Consider the following 16,568-nt stretch of genomic DNA (forward strand, 5'->3'; position numbering starts at 1 on the left):
CATCCGGCACGGAAACTTTTGATGTCGTGGGTGTAGGGTTCGGCCCGGCCAACCTGGCGCTCGCGGTGGCCCTGGAAGAGCATGCCGCAGGCAACTACCCGGTCTCCGCCGCCTTCTTCGAGCGCCGGCGGACGTTCGGCTGGCACGGCGGGATGCTGCTGCCCTCGGCGAAGATGCAGATCTCGTTCCTCAAGGACCTGGCGACCTTCCGGAACCCGTTGTCGCGCTTCAGCTTCATCTCGTACCTGCACGAGGTGGGCCGGCTGACGGGGTTCGTGAACAACCAGGACTTCTTCCCGACCCGCCGTGAGTTCCACAGCTACCTGGAATGGGCCGCGGCGCGACTGGCGGACCGGGTGAGCTACGGCACGGAGGTGCTCGCCGTCCGGCCGGGGGCACGCACGGCCGACGGACGGGTGGACCGGCTGGAGGTCGAGTTGGCCGGGCCGGCCGGCACCCGGCATGTGACGACGCGGAACCTCGTCGTGTCCACCGGGCTGGTTCCGCACCTGCCGGTCGGCATCGAGTCCGGCGACGAACGGATCTGTCACAGCTCCGAGTTCCTCGTCCGTTTCGGACGCTGGGATCACCGCGCCCTGAGGAGGGTCGCGGTGGTCGGGGGCGGGCAGAGCGCGGCGGAGATCGTCCGGCACCTGCACGACCGCCTGCCGCACGCCCAGGTGTCGGCGGTCATACCGGCCTACGGCTACTCGATCGCCGACGACACCCCGTTCGCCAACCGCATCTTCGACCCCGCTGCCGTCGACGACTACTTCTACGGCTCCGACCGTTCCCGCGACGCGTTCTGGAAGTACCACAAGAACACCAACTACTCAGTGGTGGACGACGAGGTCATCCGCGACCTCTTCCGCCGGTTCTACGAGGACGAGGTCGACGGCGAACCGCGGCTGGACTTCCTCCCCCTCTCCCGTGTGGAGAACGTGATGCGTGTCGGCGACGACCTGCGCGTGACGACGCACTCGCTGCTCACCGAGGCGCCCTCGACGTTCGACGTGGACGCGGTCGTCTTCGCCACCGGCTACCGACCGATGGACGCGGCCGGCCTGATGGGCGAACTCGACGGCCACTGCGCCCGCGACGACAAGGGCCGCTACCGGGTCGACCGTGACTACCGCGTGGTGACGGCGCCAGAGCTGGACTGTGGGATATATCTCCAGGGCGGCACCGAGCACACGCACGGTCTCTCGTCGTCACTGCTGTCCAACATGGCCGTGCGCGGCGGCGAGATCGCCGACTCGATGGTGGCCCGGATGGCCGCCCGCCCCCAGGGCTTCGACGGTGCCATGTCGCGGCAGCCGGTCACCAACGCCCGCTGAGTTCCGTCCAACCGAGGAGGGCCCCGATGAGCACCAATCCGTTCGACGACGACAACGGCCAGTTCTACGTCCTGGTGAACGAGGAGGAGCAGCACTCGATGTGGCCGGCGTTCGCCGAGATCCCGGCCGGCTGGCGCATCGTGTTCGGCGAGAGCACCCGCCGTCAGTGCCTGGACTACGTCGAGGAGAACTGGACGGACCTGCGGCCGAAGAGCCTGCGCGATGCCATGGCCGCCGACCCGGCATGAGCCGTCATCAGCCGCGCCCCGACCCCCGGTCCCGATGACTTACGGAGAACTCATGGTCACACTCGCCGACCGGTGGGGCATCCACCCCTCCCACGCGTGGCTGCGGGGGCGCTCACCGGAGAAGTACGTGCGGTTCGACGAGCGGATGGGCTTCTGGAACGTCTGCGGTTACCCGGAGGTCCTGGAGGTGCTCGGTGATCCCGGCACCTTCTCGTCCGACACCCGCCAACTGTTCCTCGGCGAGGACGCCGCTCTCGACGAGTCGTTCAACGAGGGCAGCCTGCTGCAACTGGACCCGCCGGCGCACGGCAAGATGCGCCGGCTGGTCAGCCGGGCCTTTACGCCCAGGATCGTGGCCTCCCTCGAACCGCGCATCCACGAGGTCACCGTGGAACTGCTCGACAAGGTCGCCGGCCAGTCGAAACTGGAGCTGGTCCAGGACCTGCTCTACCCGCTGCCGGTGACCGTGATCGCCGAACTGCTCGGGGTGCCGGCCGCCGACCACGGGCTGTTCAAGCAGTGGGTGGACCGGATGGCGGCGAGCGCCGAGGGCAAGCCGGGGCCGGACGATTCCGACTCCGAGCAGGATGCGGCAGCCGCGATACGTCACATCCCCGAAATGTTCGCGTACATGCTGGAACAGGCGGCCGAACGCAGGCGTCGGCCCCGTGCGGACCTGCTGACCCTGCTGGTCGAGGCCGAGGTCGACGGCGAACGGCTGACCGACCACGAGGTCGTCAATTTCGCCAACGAGGTCCTGGTCGTCGGCCACGCCACCACGACGGCGCTGCTCGGGAACGCCGTGCTGTGCCTGGACCACCATCCCGAACAGGCGGCACGGGTACGTGCAGACCGCTCGCTCGTGCCGTCGACGATCGAGGAGGTGCTCCGCTACCTCAGCCCCATCGCCGGCAGTTACCGGGCGACGACGACGGACACCGAGCTGGCCGGGCAGCGAATCCCGGCGAACCAGGTGGTCGTGGCCTGGCTCGGCGCCGCCAACCGTGACCCGCGCCAGTTCGCCCGCCCCGAGGTGTTCGATCCGGGCCGCGACCCCAACCCGCACCTCGGATTCGGCCGGGGCATCCACTTCTGCCTCGGGGCACCACTGGCGCGGCTGGAGGGCCGGATCGCGCTGAACCATCTGCTGGACCGGTTCCCGGTCCTGCGCACCGACCCGGCCGACCCTCCCGTCTTCATGGAGATCCCGCACGTCATCGGCGTTTCGTCGCTGCCGCTGCACACCCGCTGAGGAGAGTTCCGATGACCAACGCCACCCCGCTCGCCGACAAATGGGGCATCCATCCGAAGCAGACCTGGCTGCGCGGCGGCCTGCCCGACCCGAAGGTGCAGTTCGACGAGGAGCTGGGCCTCTGGCACGTCTACGGCTATCCGGAGGCGGTGCAGATCCTCAACGATCCGGCGACGTTCTCGTCCGAGGTCGCGAAGCGTTTCATACCCGGCGCCGACGAGTGGGACTTCGACGGTGACCTGACCCACCTCGACCCGCCGGAGCACCAGAAGCTGCGCAATCTGGTCACTCGCGCGTTCACCCCGAAGGTCGTGAACGCACTCGGGCCGCGGATCGCCGAGCTGACCCATGAACTCCTGGATGAGATCGACACCGAGGAGTTCGACCTCGTCTCCAAGCTGGCCTACCCGCTGCCGGTGATCGTGATCGCCGACCTGCTCGGTGTACCGAACGAGGACCGTGACCTGTTCAGGCGGTGGGCCGAGGAGACCATGGGCGAGCGGTCCCAGGTCTCGACCAACGACGACAGTGGTGAACAGGCGCGGGCCATCGCCGCGCAGGAGAAGACGCAGCAGCAGATGAAGGACTATCTGAAGGAGCATGCCGCCGACCGCCGACGGAAGCCCCGTGCGGACCTGCTGACCGATCTGATCCAGGCCGAGGTCGACGGCGTCCGGCTGAGCGACAACCAGATCGGGAATTTCGCCAACCTGCTGATCATGGCCGGACACGTGACCACGACCATGCTGCTGGGCAACACGATCCTCTGTCTGGACACCTATCCGGACGTGGCGGAGCGCGTGCGCGCGGACCGGTCGCTGATCCGCACCACCATCGAGGAGTCGCTGCGCTTCCTCAGCCCGATCGCGGCCGCCTACCGGGCGACCAACACCGACGTCGAGATCGCCGGGCAGCGGGTGCCGAAGGACCAGATGCTGGAGGTCTGGGTGTCGGCCGCCAACCGCGACGAGCGCCAGTTCGCCGATCCGCACGTCTTCGATCCCGCCCGCGACCCCAACCCGCATCTGGGCTTCGGCCGGGGCATCCACTTCTGCCTCGGCGCTCCACTGGCGCGGCTGGAGGGCCGGATCGCGCTGGACATCCTGCTGGACCGGTTCCCCGTACTGCGCACGAATCCCCAGAACCTGCCGACATTCCTGGACACGCCGGACCTCACCGGCGTCTGGAACCTGCCCCTGCGCACCCAGGAGTAGGAGGTCACAGCCATGAGCGCAATCAGCGAGAACGACGAGGCCCGCGACTCCGTGCGCTCCCCCACGCCGGCGACCCTGCCCGTGCTGTTCGAGGCGCAGGCGGCGCGCACACCGGACGCGTCGGCCGTCGTCTTCGGCGGCGCATCGGTCACCTACGCCGAGCTGAACGCACGCGCGAACCGGCTCGCGCGGCTCCTGACCGCGCGAGGCGTCGGCCCGGAGTCGGTGGTGGCCGTGACGGTGCCGCGGTCGGTCTCCATGGTCGTGGCCATGCTGGGGGTGATGAAGGCGGGTGGTGCCTACTTCCCGGTCGATCCCGGTTATCCCCCGGAGCGGATCAGGTTCCTGTTCGAGGACGCGGCTCCGGACGTGCTCGTGACGGCCGGGGAATACGCTCCCCGGCTGCCCTCGGGTGTCGACCGGCTGCTGCTCGGCGAGATCCCCGACTCACTGCCGGCCGGCGACCTGACCGACGCGGACCGCCGTATGCCGTTACGGGTGGCCGACACGGCGTATCTGATCCACACATCGGGTTCGACGGGCCGGCCGAAGGGCGTGGTGGTCACCCATGCGGGTATCGCCGCGCTCGCGGCGACCTATGCCGGACGGCTCGGCATCGGCCCGGACAGCCGGATTCTGCACGCCGCGTCGCAGAGCTTCGACGCGTCGTTCTGGGAGATCACGATGGCCCTGCTGCGCGGCGGAACGCTGGTCGTGGCCGCCGAGCCGGACCGGGCCGGCGACGGCCTCGCGGAGACCGTCCGCAGACATGCCGTCACCCATGCCCCGGTGTCGCCGTCCGTGCTGGCCACGGTGGCGGAGGACCGGTTCCCGGCCGGGGTGACGATCGTGCTGGGCGGCGAGGCCGTCGGCGGGGAACTGGTGGACCGCTGGTCGCCGGGCCGTCGGCTGCTGAACGCCTACGGGCCGACCGAGACGACGATCTGGGCCACGGTCAGCGGTCCCCTGGACCCCGGCCGGACCCCGCCGATCGGCCGTCCCGTGGTGGGCGGCGAGGTCTTCGTGCTGGACGACACGCTGTCGCCGGTGCCCGAAGGCGCGTCCGGGGAGCTGTATGTCGCCGGGGACGCACTGGCCCGAGGCTATCTGAACCGGTCCGGGCTGACGGCGGCACGGTTCGTCGCATGTCCGTTCGCCGGGGCCGGTGCGCGGATGTACCGCACCGGCGATGTCGTACGTCGGCGCAACGACGGCGAACTGGAGTTCGTCGGCCGGGCCGACAGCCAGGTGAAGGTCCGCGGGTTCCGCGTGGAACCGGGTGAGATCGAAGCCGTGCTCACCGCGCTGCCCGCCGTCGCGCAGGTGGCCGTGGTGCTGCGGGAGGACCGGCCGGGGGACAAACGGCTCGTGGCGTACGTCGTCCCGCGGACCCCCGGAGGGATCACCGCGCGCGAGGTGCGCGACGCGGCCGCCGAACGGCTGCCGGAGCACATGGTGCCGGCGGCGGTGGCCGTCCTCGAAGAACTCCCGCTGACGCCGCACGGGAAGCTGGACCGCCCGGCCCTGGCCGCTCCGGACTTCGTCACGGGGGCCGGAGCAGGGGCCGAGGACCCGTTCGAGGAGGCGCTGTGCGCCTGGTACGGCGAGGTCCTGGGCGTGTCCGACGTCGGTCTGGACGACGACTTCTTCGACCTGGGCGGGTACTCGCTGCTCGCGACCCGGCTGGTCCGGAAGGCCAGGGCCGAGATGGGCCTGGAGCTGACCGTAACGATGATCTTCGACGCGCCGACGCCGGGGCGGCTGGCTCGGCGTATCCGGGCGGGGAGCTGAGACCTGTCATGTATGACGTGATCGTGGTGGGCGCGCGGGCCGCTGGGGCCCCGGCGGCGATGCTGTTCGCGCGCTCCGGGTACCGCGTTCTCCTGGTGGAGCGGGCCGCGTTCCCGAAGGACACCCTGTCCACCTTGTATCTGCACCAGCCCGGCGTGGCCCTGCTGGACCGGTGGGGTGTGCTGGACGAGGTGGTCGCCACCGGGTGTCCGCCGATCGACCGTGTCCGGTACACGACCGGGGACGTGACGCTCGAAGGGTGCTCCTGGCCCGTCCAGGGGCACCACAGGGCCTACGCGCCCCGGCGGCACCTGCTCGACGCGGTGCTCGCGGACGCGGCGGTCCGGGCGGGGGCCGAGTTCCGGGACAACTGCCGCGTCACGGGGCTGGTGTTCGACGGCGACCGGGTCTCCGGCGTCCGGCTGCGGTCCGGGGGGGCCGGGGAGACGGTGGAGCGGGCCACGCTGGTGATCGGGGCCGACGGGATGCGCTCGACGGTGGCCGCGGCGGTCCGCGCGCCGCTCGTGGTCGAGGATTCGACCCTGGCCTGCGTCTACTACACCTACTGGGAGAGCCTGACCTCGACGTTCGAGCTGTACGACACACCGGGACACTGGGTCGGGCTGGTTCCGACGAACGACGAGACGACGCTGATCGCCGCGTACTTCCCGCAGCAGGAGTTCGGGCGTATCCGCAATGATGTGCGACGGTCGTTCCTCACCGGGATCGAGCAGACATCGCCGGAGGTACGCGCGCGCATGGCGGACGGCCGGAACGTCGAGCGGATGTTCGGCACTGGCGATCAGCGAAACTTCTTCCGGCAAGCGGCCGGTCCGGGCTGGGTGCTGATCGGCGACGCCGGGCACCACAAGGATTCCATCACCGCGCGCGGCATCACCGACGCGTTCACCCAGGCCCAACTGCTGGCGGACTGCGTCGGCGCGGACCTGCGCGACCCGGCCCGGCTGCGGGCCGCGCTGGACCGGTTCGCGGAGCGCCGCACGGCGCTGCTGCTGCCGGAGTACCGCAATACGCTCGCGACGGCGAAGCTCGATCCGCCGGAGCACCGCATGGAGATGCTGAGGGCGATCTCGACCAGCCAGAAGCTGACGGACCGCTTCTTCTCGACGTGGTCGGGCGCCTGCCCGGTGGACGATTTCGTCACGGGGGAACTCCTCGACCTCGTCGAGGCGCGGGAGACGATGCTGCGGGGCGCCGCCCAGGGCCTCTAGAGCATCGGTGGGCCGGGGATCTCGTACTCCGCCGGCCTACCCCAGGGACTGCTACAGCCAGGTCCGCTGGTCCTACCACCACGGCGACGACAAGGCCGACTTCACCTTCACCGACACCGGTCGGCCGATCGTCGCCCGGCAGTACGTCACCCGGCCCACCCCGGCCCAGAGGAGCGCGCTCGACGAGCTCGGCATCGACGAGATCTGGTACACGCGCTACGCCACCAGGAACGACCTCACGCCGGACCTGGCGGACGCCCGCGCCTCGGGCACCGGGGCAGGAACCCTCGAAGCGGCCCCGTTCGGCCTGAGCACCGCACCACCGAAGAAGGGCAAGGGGGGCGCCGTCCCTTCGGCGTCATGACCCCTGACAGCCGCTTCCCGGAGGCGGTCCGGCCGGGCTGGAGCCCGGTGGCGCGGGCGGACCGCACCGTGCGAACGGCACCCCGCGCTTCCTGATGTTCCCGGACCCGATCCGCGGCCCTCGCCGTCACCGCGGGCTTCGTGCCGCGACTGTCCGGGATCCTTGCCGTCGCGGTCGGCCTGGTCGTCGGCGCGGCACTCACCCAGCCGCGCATCACGACACGACCGACCGCGCGGGCGTGTTGCGCGGTGGACGAGGCGGGCGTGATGCCGGATCGCGTATGAGGGCGTGGAGCGTCGGCGGTCATCGGGTCGGGCGACGCGCGGAACCGGCCTGTGGCCCCGCCCCCCTCCGGGCTTCGGAGCACCGGCCCCATTGCCGAGCAGGCCGTACCCCCGGGCGGGAGAAAGTCGCGCCCGTTCACCGCCGTGCGGGGCGTTCCGGTCAGCGCTGGTGGCCGACGTCGCGGACGAGGTCCAGGCCGAGGACGCGGTCGAGATGGGCGAAGGTCTCGAACCTGGCACCGGCCGGCACCTCGGACCGTCCCGCCACATCGGCCAGCAGATCCAGGACGGCGGCGACACCGAGGTCGTCGGCGAGCGCCGCGTGCGACTCCCGCAGCAGTTCCGCGGGGATCGGCCTGGACGGCTCCTGTGCCCAGTCCGCCACCTGCCGGCGCCACCGCCGCAGGGTCTGCCGGGCATCGGCCAGCGCTTCGCCGGTGACCGTCACCGGCGCCTCGTAGGGGCGGCCGAGCAACAGCAGACGTACCGCCAGTGGATCGGCGGCCTCCGGCGCGGACGCGTCCGGGAGTTCCGGGGCGAGAAGGCGACCGGGGTCGGGGGCGCCCTCCTCCGGGAGGACCGTGCCGACCTCCCCCACCTCCATCCGGACCCCGCCCGTGGTGTCGCCGGTGTCCTTGCCCCGGGTGGCCACGTGCACGTCGGCGGGGCCGCCGAGTGCCGCGTCGGGACGACGGGCACCGACGACCACCGGAGGATGGATGCCGAGCACCGCCATCACACGGTCGAGCGCCTGTTTCTGGTCCTGCGTCAGCTCCGGTGTGGTGAGGACCGTGACGACCTGCAGACCGTTCAGCTCCGCGGCGCGCGCCAGTACGTCACCGATCAGCAGGACCCGCAGGTGTACCGGGCCGATCCCGGTGCCACCGGCGGCCGGCAGATGGACGCAGCTGCGCAGGAGGCGGCGCGGTGCGGCGGGGATCTCCACCAGGTGACCGGTGCGGCTGTCGGTGATACGGAGCATGATGCGGAGGCTAGCCCGGGGTGCCACCGACACGTGGGAGGAACCGGGCGGGCGGTGGTGTCGCGGAAGACGGAGCGGCGGGACGGGGCGGGGACGGCGGGCTCGTGGCGCTTCGGCGCGCGGTGTCACCGGCACGTCCCCCCGGAGCGGCGGCTACGGCGCCGGGAACGGCCGGCGTCCGAGGAAGGCCACGAGCCGGTCGACGACCGAGGCGTCCTCGCCGACGGGAACGGCCGGACCGAACGGCATGTTCTCGCCCCGGTACTGCGGCTGCAGTGTGGCCTCCGCGCGGGTCAGGACTGCTGCCGCTTCCTGATCGGTGTAGGGGATCGGCTGCCCGGTGGCGACCGCCAGGTCCCAGCCGTGGGTCAGGTACTCCATGAGGGTCATGCCGAACACCGTTTCGCCCGGCAGGCTGCCGCTCAAGGCCGTGACCTGGCGGTCGAATCCGTACTTCTCCCATCCGGCGACGACACCGACCGCTGCGGTACGGAACTCGCGGGCGGGGTCGGCGCCGCACCGGTGGTTCGCCGCGTCGGCGTCGTGGGACCGGCCCTGGGCGCCGGCCTCGAACACGAGCAGCCATCCGACGATGTGATGGATCAATGCCTCGACGTCGTAGTCGTCGCACGGCGTCGGAAGGCTCAACTGGTCCGCCCCGACACCCTCGATGACGTCTCCGGTCTTGGACAGCACACCCGAAAGAAGGTCGACTTCGCTCATGGGCGGAGCCTGAGGGCTGTCCGGGGACGCGGTCTTGAAGAAACGCGACACCGCGTCCTCGTCGGCGTGGTTCCGTCGGTCGGGAGATTCCCGGCCAGGGGCGGTGATCAGGCCTGATCCGGACGAAGGACCCCGGCGGCCGGCCACCGGAGGTCTCAGTTCTCCTCGGTCAGCTGCTCGTCCAGTTCGTCGAAGAGCAGTTCGCCGTGGTCGATCTGCCCGGTCCGGTAGGCGGATCGCGCCACCAGATGGGCGGCGACCGGACCGGTCATCATCTGGAAGAAGCCGATCAGCGCGAGGGTGGCGAGATCCATGCCGCTGCGCAGCCGCAGGGCCACCCCGCCGAGAACGAGGAGCATGCCGAGGGTCTGCGGCTTGGTGGCGGCATGACTGCGGGACAGCACGTCCGGCAGCCTCAGCATCCCGATCACCCCGAGCAGACAGATGGCCGCGCCGACGAGGACCAGTACCGCACCGGCCATGTCGAGGATCTGGAGCCAGAGCTTCACCGTGTTCCTCCCTCGGTGCCGTCGCGCCCGCCGTGCCTCCCGGTCGCCTGCGCACCGCGCCTCGGCGTCGGCCGGTCGCGCACGGCGATGAATCGCGCGATGCCCACCGACCCCGTGAACCCGAGGAAGGCCAGCACGAGCATGATCGGGAAGTAGAACGGGTCGCGCGCGAAGGCGGACTTGGCACCGAGGCCCGCGATGATGAGGGCGGCGCACACATCCAGTGAGATGGCCCGGTCCAGCATGGAGGGGCCCCACCAGATCCGGGCGAGGAGCCCCGCTCCGGCGACGACGATCACCACGACGGCCGCGATGAGCAGCACCCGGTCGATGGTCTCCGGCACGCTCATGCCCGCTCTCCCCTCTCGTGCCGGACCGGTGGAGGTGGTTCGGCGACGCGGGCGATCTCGTCCGGGGTGCCGAAGGCTCGGACGATCAGCCGTTCGAGCCGCCAGACGGAGCGCCGCGCCGCGTCGAGTGCGGCGGGTCTGTCCGCGTCGAGGACGTGCAGGAAGAGGGTGGCCGTGTAACGGCGCACCTCGACGATCGATCCGCCGGGGACGTTCGACACGGCGACGGCGGTGGCCGCGAGCATCAGGTCGGAGCGGCAGCGCAACGGTACGGCGATGACCGCGGCCCGGTGCGGATGGTCGACGAAGATCTGCCGGGTGACCCGTACGCCCGAGGTGTACATGTCGTAGAGCAGATAGCCGGCGAGCAGCAGGATGCCCCAGGGGTGCAGGCGGAGCCCGAGGTCGACCCGGGGCAGCGGGAAGGCCAGGCAGACGGCCACCGCGACGACCGCGCCGGTGAGTACGTTGGCCCAGTGGAGGCTGGACCAGAGCAGTACCCAGATGAACGTGAGCCAGGCGATCAGCGGGAGGTCCAGGACGCGTCGCCGCCGACCGGCGAACTCACAGCTGAAGGGCGGCAGGTCCTTGTTCCGGAAGGACAGTCTGATGCGGCGTCTCACCGGCCGAGCACCGCCTCGACATAGGGGGTGCGTGCGATGAGTTCGGCGGCCGCGCGGTCGGTGTAGGAGGTCAGTGGTCCGCCGAGCACGGTGAAGGCGAGTCCGAGCACGACGGTCGCCGCGGTGGCCGCGGTCATCAGCCGTGGGAGCTGCGTCGTGGTGGTGACGGCGTGTCCGTGCAGGGTGGCCGCCACCGCGCGCCCGGCGGGCTGATGGCGCGGGCGGACCCCTTCGTCGCCGCTGCCGGGGATGTGGTCGGGGCCCTCGTCGACGTCGTCGTCGTCCTCGTCGGAGTCGGACTCCAGGACGGTGCCGGCCGCGGTCTGTCCGGGCGGCGCGGCCCGCCAGAACGCCAGATTCCAGACCTTGGCCGTCACGTACAGGGTGAGGAGGCTGGTCACGGCCGACCCGACGACGAGGATCCATGCCCAGACGCCGCCGTCGGCGACACCGGCCCGCATCAGCCCGAGCTTGCCGATGAAACCGGACAGCGGCGGGATGCCGGCCAGGTTCATGGCCGGCACGAAGAAGAGGACGGCGAGCAGCGGGGCGGCCTTGGCCAGTCCGCCGATCCGGGTGAGTTCGGTGGTGCCGCCCCGGCGCTCGATCAGCCCGGTCACCAGGAAGAGCGTGGTCTGGACGGTGATGTGGTGGGCGACGTACACGATCGCGCCCCCGTACGCGTCCCGGGTGGCGAGGCCGATGCCGAAGACCATGAAGCCGATGTGGCTGATGAGGGTGAAGGAGAGCAGTCGCTTCAGGTCGGTCTGGGCGACGGCTCCGAGGATGCCGACCACCATCGAGGCGAGAGCGGCGGCCATCAGCAGGTCGCCGAGCCGGTTTCCCGGGAAGAGCAGGGTCTCCGTGCGCAGCATGCAGTAGACACCGACCTTGGTGAGCAGGCCGGCGAAGACCGCGGTGACGGGGGCGGGCGCGGTCGGATAGGAGTCGGGGAGCCAGGCGGCGAGCGGGAAGACGGCGGCCTTGATGGCGAAGACGGTGAGCAGCATCGCCTGGATCAGGGTCTGTACCCCGAGCGGGAGTTCGGCGAGCCGGCCGGCCAGCTGGGCGAAGTTGGCGGTGCCGGTGGCCGCGTACGTCATGGCGATGGCGGTGAGGAACAGCATGGACGAGAACAGCGAGATGATCACGTAGGTGGAGCCCGCGCGGATCCGGGGTCCGGTGCCGCCGAGGGTGAGCAGGACGAAGCTGGCGACCAGCATGATCTCGAAGCCGACATAGAGGTTGACGAGGTCACCGGAGAGGAAGGTGCAGGAGACCCCGGCGACCAGGATCAGGTAGGCGGGGTGGTAGACCGCCACGGGTGTCTCCTCGTCCCGGTCCGCCATGCCCTGGCCGAGGGAGTAGATCAGCACGCAGAGCGTGACGGCCGAGGAGACCGACAGCATGAGCCCGGACAGCCGGTCGGCGACCAGTGTGATGCCGAGCGGCGGGGCGAAGTCGCCGAGGTGGACGGTGAGCGGGCCTCGGGTGTCGGCGACGACCATCAGGGTGAGGGAGAGTCCGAGCACGGCCGTGAGCACGGCGACGCTGACGAAGCGCTGGACCTGCTTGAGCCGGGTACCGACGGCGAGGCTCAGGCCGGTGGCGCAGAGCGGCAGCAGTACCGGCAGGGGGACGAGTGCGTTCATCCGGTGGCTCCCGGGTCGGCGTCGGCATGGACCTGCTTCTGTGCGTAGTCCTCGGGGTCCGCACCCAGTACGTCGTGCCAGAGGTCCCCGGTGGCGTACCGGCCGCGGGCCTGGAGGGCGCGGTCGGCGCGCAGCCTGGCCCGCAGGCGGCGGCGCTGCTCGCGGTAGCGGGCACGGTCCTCCTCCGTGACGTCGGTGGCGGCCCGGTAGCGCTCACGCAGTTCGTCCCGCTCCCCCAGCACCTCGGAACGCAGTGCGATGCGGCGGTCCTCGTCGTCGTCGTGGACCTCGTCGGTGCCGGTGAGCTGGTGACTGCGGTAGGCCATGGCGAGGAGGAACGCCGTGGTGGCGAGGGTGATGACGATCGCGGTGAGCGCGATGGCCTGCGGCAGGGGGTCGGTGACCCGGTGCAGCGGGACGCCGTAGAGCAGCGGTTCCCGGCCGGCCGACCCCGTCGCGGCGAGGACGAGCAGATTGATGCCGTTGCTCGCGATCACCGCGCCGAGCAGGATGCGGGTGAGGGGCCGGGTGAGCATGAGGATGCCGCCGACCGCGCACAGCACCGCGGCGGTTGCCAGGAGCGAGGCGCTGACCCTCATCCGGGGGTGCCTCCCGTCCCGGGTTCCGCTCCGGGTGGGGTGCGGGTGCTCGCCGCGACGGCCTTCTCGAACGCCGCCCGCTCGATCTGCCGGTCGATCTTGGCGCCGAGCGCGCGCACGATGTCCAGCACCACGCCCAGGACCAGGAGATAGACGCCGAAGTCGAAGAGGACCGGGGTGCCCAGGTGGTATTCACCGATCAGCGGCAGCCGGCCGTGATGGGTCCAGGCGTGCAGGACCGTTCCCTCGGAGAGGCCGAGCAGGGCGACGCCGGTGGAGATGAACAGCCCGAGTCCGGTGAAGAGTCCGGGCTGCAGGGGTGCCGCCTCGGCGAGTTCGAAACGGCCGCCCGCCAGATAGCGGGTGATCAGGGCCAGCCCGGCGACGAGCCCGCCGACGAAGCCGCCGCCCGGCATGTTCTCGGCACAGAACAGCAGATACACGGAGAGGACCAGGACCGGGTGGAACAGCAGCCGGGCCACGACCTCGAAGACGATCGAGCGGTGCTCGGGTGCGAGCGTCGAGCCGGCCGCGAGCCAGCCGCGCTCCGGCGCCCCCTCGTCACCGTGCGGCAGTCCCGTCAGCTCGGGCCCGGCCAGCGACCACGCGGTGCGTCCCCGGACCTCCTCCCGCAGCGACTCCCCCTCGGTGCGGCGGTGCAGATAGATCAGACTCGTCACGCCGATCGCCGCGGCGGCGAGCACGGCCGACTCCCCCATCGTGTCCCAGGCGCGCAGATCGACCAGGATGGTCGCCACCACGTCCTTGAGGCCGTGGTGGGAGACCTCCTCGACCATGGCCGCCCCGGCCGGTGGTGCCGTGCGGGCGGCCGCCGCGACCCACACCACGGCGCCGAGCGTCGCCGCCGCGGCCAGCGCCACCGGGATGCGCAGCGCACGCCGCCGGGTGCTGACCGACTCCTGGAAGCGCACCGGCATCCGCCGCAGCACCAGCACGAACACGATCATCGACACGGTCTCGACACAGAACTGGGTGAGCGCCAGGTCCGGGCCGCCCTGGACGACGAAGAGCAGCGCGGCCCCGTATCCGGTCAGTCCCGCCAGGACCACGGCCTTCATCCGGCGGCCGACGGTGAGGCAGAGCAGGGCGGCCGTGCAGGTCAGCACGGCGACGGCGCCCTGGAGCGGGACGTCCCAGGCTCGCGGGACGACGGCTCCGCGCCAGGGCTGGTCCACCCCCAGGACGGTCAGCTGACCGACGAGCATGACGAGGAGGGTGGTGGCGAGGTAGACGGAGAGCGAGCCTCGCTGGACGAAGCCGGTGAGCTGGAGGGAGAGCCGCTCCAGGCCGAGCAGCAGGTGTCCGAAGACGCTGTCGGCGGTCGGCCACGCGATCCGCCGGGAGAGCCGGGTCACGGTCGCGCGCCCGGCGAAGAGCACCGCACCGCCCGCCAGGGCGACGGCCGAGAGCAGCAGGGCGGTACCGAATCCGTGCCAGAGCGACAGGTGGTACGGATGCGCGGACGGGGGGAACGTGTCGGCGTACGCGCTGAGCAGCCGGTCGACCCGTCCGACGCCCGGTCCGAGCACCAGCCCGCAGAGCGCGAGCACGGCGGGCGGCGCGAGGAACGCCGCGCCGACCCGGTGCACGGGGGTGTCCTCGATCCCGGGTTTGCGGGCGAAGGCGCCCCAGACGAACCGTACGGTGTACGCGACGGTCAGCGCGGATCCGGCGACCGTGACGCCCAGTGCCCAGCGGTCCGCGGTGTCGCCCTGCAACAGCGCCTCGAACGCGGCCTCCTTGGCGGCGAATCCGAGCAGCGGGGGCAGCGCGGCCATGGATGCCGCGGCGAGCACCGCGACCGTGCAGACGTACGGCAGTGCCCGGCCGACGCCGGAGAGTCTGCGCAGGTCCCGGGTGCCGGCCGCATGGTCGACGATGCCGGTGACGAGGAACAGCGGTGCCTTGAACAGGGCGTGGGCGAGGATCATGACCGAGGCGGCCAGTGCCGCGTCCCGGTTGCCGACCCCGGCGAGCAGGGTGAGGAAGCCGAGCTGACTGACGGTGCCGTAGGCGAGGACCAGCTTGAGGTCGTTGAGGCGCAGCGCGCGCCAGCCGCCGAGCAGCATGGTCGCGGCGCCGAGGACGATCACGACGGGCCGCCAGACCGGCACGTCGGCGAAGGCCGGGGCGAGCCGGGCGACCAGATAGACGCCGGCCTTGACCATCGCGGCGGCGTGCAGATAGGCGCTGACGGGGGTGGGCGCGGCCATGGCGTTCGGCAGCCAGAGGCTGAACGGCCAGATCGCCGACTTCGACAGGGCGCCGCACAGGATCAGCACCACCGCGACCGAGACGGCGAGGCTCGCGGCGGGCGGCTCGGCGAGGATGGCGGAGATCCGGTAGGTGCCCGCCGACCGACCGATGATCAGGAAGCCGACGAACATCGCCAGGCCGCCGAGGGTGGTCACGACGAGGGCCTGGAGCGCGGAGCGACGGCTGTGCTTCCGCTCGCTGTCGTACCCGATCAGCAGGTACGAGAAGACCGTGGTCAGCTCCCAGAACACATAGAGCGAGATCAGGTCGTCGGCGAGGACCAGGGCGAGCATGGCACCGGCGAACGCGAGGAGGTTCCCGGCGAAGCCGGCCAGTTGCGGGGTCCGGTCGGTGAAGTACGAGGCGCAGTAGAGCAGGACCAGCGTGCCGATTCCGGCCGCGAGCAGCACCATCAGCTCGGCGAGCGCGTCGAGCCGCAGATCGACGGTGACGTCGTACGCCGGCATCCACTGCCACGACCAGGTGACCGAGCCGCCGGACGCGGCGGTGTTCCACCGGGTGGCCGCCCACACCGTGGCGGCGGCCGGTGGCAGCGCGAGCACGACGAAGGCACGCCTGCCCAGAGCCCGTACCAGCGGGCGCGCGCAGGCGGCCAGGACGAAATGGCAGACGATGAGCGCGGTCATACGGGCCCGGCGGGCGTCCCGCGCCTGCCCCGGGAGGGCGTCGCGGGCCTGGATGATGCATCACGGGCAAAGGGCACCGAATACAGATATATCCCCGAACGCTCTTCACCCGTACGGCGCGCCGCGCCCGGCCCGGCGCGGTGGGTTCGCCCGCGCCCACCGCGGACACCGGGACGGGCCTCCCGCGCCCGTCGCGCACAGCGCGGCGCGCTCGGACCCGCGGACAGCGCCGGGGCTCGTTCACCCCTGCTCACCGCAGACCCCGCCGCGGTCGCAGCACGGCGCCTTCCCGGCGTGCCCGCAGCCGCACGGCATCACCCCGGCCCCCTGGCGCGGCCCCTGGGGGTGACCACTTCCAGGTCACCGCGCAGAGGGAGTACGCCGTCGGTGTGCAGCGGGACGTGCGCAGACGCCTCCGGCTCCCCGTCGGAGGCGCCGGGCATCTCCGACCTCCCCCGCGACCACTCCGCCCGCTGCTCGAACC

General features: G+C 71.3%; 16 protein-coding genes. 8 read left to right on the forward strand and 8 right to left on the reverse strand.

Going from position 1 to position 16,568, the window contains the following annotated elements; genetic code table 11:
• Positions 1-26 precede the first annotated feature (26 nt).
• The 8 genes from ACIRP2_RS15280 (at position 27) to ACIRP2_RS15315 (ending at position 7,722) form a co-directional block, all read left to right on the forward strand.
• On the forward strand, positions 27-1,337 hold the full coding sequence (locus ACIRP2_RS15280; protein ID WP_404250318.1) for a lysine N(6)-hydroxylase/L-ornithine N(5)-oxygenase family protein: 1,311 nt from the start codon (positions 27-29) through the stop codon (positions 1,335-1,337).
• A 26-nt stretch (positions 1,338-1,363) separates the two neighbouring features.
• A complete protein-coding gene (locus tag ACIRP2_RS15285) occupies positions 1,364-1,585 on the forward strand; it encodes an MbtH family protein (RefSeq protein ID WP_404250320.1) in 222 nt (73 codons plus the stop codon).
• Positions 1,586-1,637: 52 nt separating this feature from the next.
• Complete coding sequence (locus ACIRP2_RS15290; protein WP_404250322.1) at positions 1,638-2,837, forward strand: cytochrome P450; 1,200 nt, start codon at positions 1,638-1,640, stop codon at positions 2,835-2,837.
• A gap of 11 nt (positions 2,838-2,848) precedes the next feature.
• Positions 2,849-4,051 carry a cytochrome P450 gene (locus ACIRP2_RS15295; RefSeq protein WP_404250324.1) on the forward strand — a complete coding sequence of 401 codons (1,203 nt, stop codon included), beginning with the start codon at positions 2,849-2,851 and terminating at the stop codon, positions 4,049-4,051.
• A gap of 12 nt (positions 4,052-4,063) precedes the next feature.
• Positions 4,064-5,842 carry an amino acid adenylation domain-containing protein gene (locus ACIRP2_RS15300; protein WP_404250326.1) on the forward strand — a complete coding sequence of 593 codons (1,779 nt, stop codon included), beginning with the start codon at positions 4,064-4,066 and terminating at the stop codon, positions 5,840-5,842.
• 8 nt (positions 5,843-5,850) lie between these two features.
• Positions 5,851-7,074, forward strand: coding sequence for an NAD(P)/FAD-dependent oxidoreductase (locus tag ACIRP2_RS15305; protein ID WP_404250328.1), 1,224 nt, complete (start codon positions 5,851-5,853; stop codon positions 7,072-7,074).
• Positions 7,075-7,081: 7 nt separating this feature from the next.
• Complete coding sequence (locus ACIRP2_RS15310; protein ID WP_404250330.1) at positions 7,082-7,438, forward strand: hypothetical protein; 357 nt, start codon at positions 7,082-7,084, stop codon at positions 7,436-7,438.
• A 140-nt stretch (positions 7,439-7,578) separates the two neighbouring features.
• A complete protein-coding gene (locus ACIRP2_RS15315; protein ID WP_404250332.1) occupies positions 7,579-7,722 on the forward strand; it encodes a hypothetical protein in 144 nt (47 codons plus the stop codon).
• Positions 7,723-7,882: 160 nt separating this feature from the next.
• On the opposite strand, the gene ACIRP2_RS15320 is transcribed toward ACIRP2_RS15315, so the two are convergent.
• The 8 genes from ACIRP2_RS15320 to ACIRP2_RS15355 all read right to left on the reverse strand — a co-directional run bounded on the left by ACIRP2_RS15320 (position 7,883) and on the right by ACIRP2_RS15355 (position 16,084).
• Positions 7,883-8,704, reverse strand: coding sequence for a hypothetical protein (locus ACIRP2_RS15320; RefSeq protein WP_404250334.1), 822 nt, complete (start codon positions 8,702-8,704; stop codon positions 7,883-7,885).
• A 153-nt stretch (positions 8,705-8,857) separates the two neighbouring features.
• A complete protein-coding gene (locus tag ACIRP2_RS15325; RefSeq protein WP_404250336.1) occupies positions 8,858-9,427 on the reverse strand; it encodes a TIGR03086 family metal-binding protein in 570 nt (189 codons plus the stop codon).
• Positions 9,428-9,582: 155 nt separating this feature from the next.
• Positions 9,583-9,936, reverse strand: coding sequence for a monovalent cation/H(+) antiporter subunit G (gene mnhG / locus ACIRP2_RS15330; RefSeq protein WP_404250338.1), 354 nt, complete (start codon positions 9,934-9,936; stop codon positions 9,583-9,585).
• Complete coding sequence (locus ACIRP2_RS15335) at positions 9,933-10,286, reverse strand: monovalent cation/H+ antiporter complex subunit F (RefSeq protein ID WP_404250340.1); 354 nt, start codon at positions 10,284-10,286, stop codon at positions 9,933-9,935. The genes mnhG and ACIRP2_RS15335 overlap by 4 nt, the downstream gene beginning before the upstream one ends.
• Positions 10,283-10,909 carry a Na+/H+ antiporter subunit E gene (locus ACIRP2_RS15340; protein ID WP_404250342.1) on the reverse strand — a complete coding sequence of 209 codons (627 nt, stop codon included), beginning with the start codon at positions 10,907-10,909 and terminating at the stop codon, positions 10,283-10,285. Before ACIRP2_RS15340 ends, ACIRP2_RS15335 begins: the two co-directional genes overlap by 4 nt.
• Positions 10,906-12,561: a Na+/H+ antiporter subunit D gene (locus ACIRP2_RS15345; protein ID WP_404250344.1), complete on the reverse strand. Its 1,656-nt coding sequence runs from the start codon at positions 12,559-12,561 to the stop codon at positions 10,906-10,908. The genes ACIRP2_RS15340 and ACIRP2_RS15345 overlap by 4 nt, the downstream gene beginning before the upstream one ends.
• Complete coding sequence (locus ACIRP2_RS15350; protein ID WP_404250346.1) at positions 12,558-13,160, reverse strand: Na(+)/H(+) antiporter subunit C; 603 nt, start codon at positions 13,158-13,160, stop codon at positions 12,558-12,560. Before ACIRP2_RS15350 ends, ACIRP2_RS15345 begins: the two co-directional genes overlap by 4 nt.
• Positions 13,157-16,084, reverse strand: a complete 2,928-nt coding sequence (locus ACIRP2_RS15355) for a Na+/H+ antiporter subunit A (protein WP_404250348.1) — start codon at positions 16,082-16,084, stop codon at positions 13,157-13,159. The genes ACIRP2_RS15350 and ACIRP2_RS15355 overlap by 4 nt, the downstream gene beginning before the upstream one ends.
• Positions 16,085-16,568 lie beyond the last annotated feature (484 nt).

It is taken from the genome of Streptomyces sp. NPDC101194, assembly GCF_044767885.1.
Lineage (GTDB): Bacteria > Actinomycetota > Actinomycetes > Streptomycetales > Streptomycetaceae > Streptomyces.

Coding starts and splice junctions, on each gene's coding strand:
- ACIRP2_RS15335 (WP_404250340.1), bottom strand. CDS start 10,286: ATGAGCGTGCCGGAGACCATCGACCGGGTGCTGCTCATCGCGGCCGTC.
- ACIRP2_RS15300 (WP_404250326.1), top strand. CDS start 4,064: ATGAGCGCAATCAGCGAGAACGACGAGGCCCGCGACTCCGTGCGCTCC.
- ACIRP2_RS15355 (WP_404250348.1), bottom strand. CDS start 16,084: ATGACCGCGCTCATCGTCTGCCATTTCGTCCTGGCCGCCTGCGCGCGC.
- ACIRP2_RS15320 (WP_404250334.1), bottom strand. CDS start 8,704: ATGCTCCGTATCACCGACAGCCGCACCGGTCACCTGGTGGAGATCCCC.
- ACIRP2_RS15305 (WP_404250328.1), top strand. CDS start 5,851: ATGTATGACGTGATCGTGGTGGGCGCGCGGGCCGCTGGGGCCCCGGCG.
- ACIRP2_RS15345 (WP_404250344.1), bottom strand. CDS start 12,561: ATGAACGCACTCGTCCCCCTGCCGGTACTGCTGCCGCTCTGCGCCACC.
- ACIRP2_RS15350 (WP_404250346.1), bottom strand. CDS start 13,160: ATGAGGGTCAGCGCCTCGCTCCTGGCAACCGCCGCGGTGCTGTGCGCG.
- ACIRP2_RS15325 (WP_404250336.1), bottom strand. CDS start 9,427: ATGAGCGAAGTCGACCTTCTTTCGGGTGTGCTGTCCAAGACCGGAGAC.
- ACIRP2_RS15290 (WP_404250322.1), top strand. CDS start 1,638: ATGGTCACACTCGCCGACCGGTGGGGCATCCACCCCTCCCACGCGTGG.
- ACIRP2_RS15285 (WP_404250320.1), top strand. CDS start 1,364: ATGAGCACCAATCCGTTCGACGACGACAACGGCCAGTTCTACGTCCTG.
- ACIRP2_RS15295 (WP_404250324.1), top strand. CDS start 2,849: ATGACCAACGCCACCCCGCTCGCCGACAAATGGGGCATCCATCCGAAG.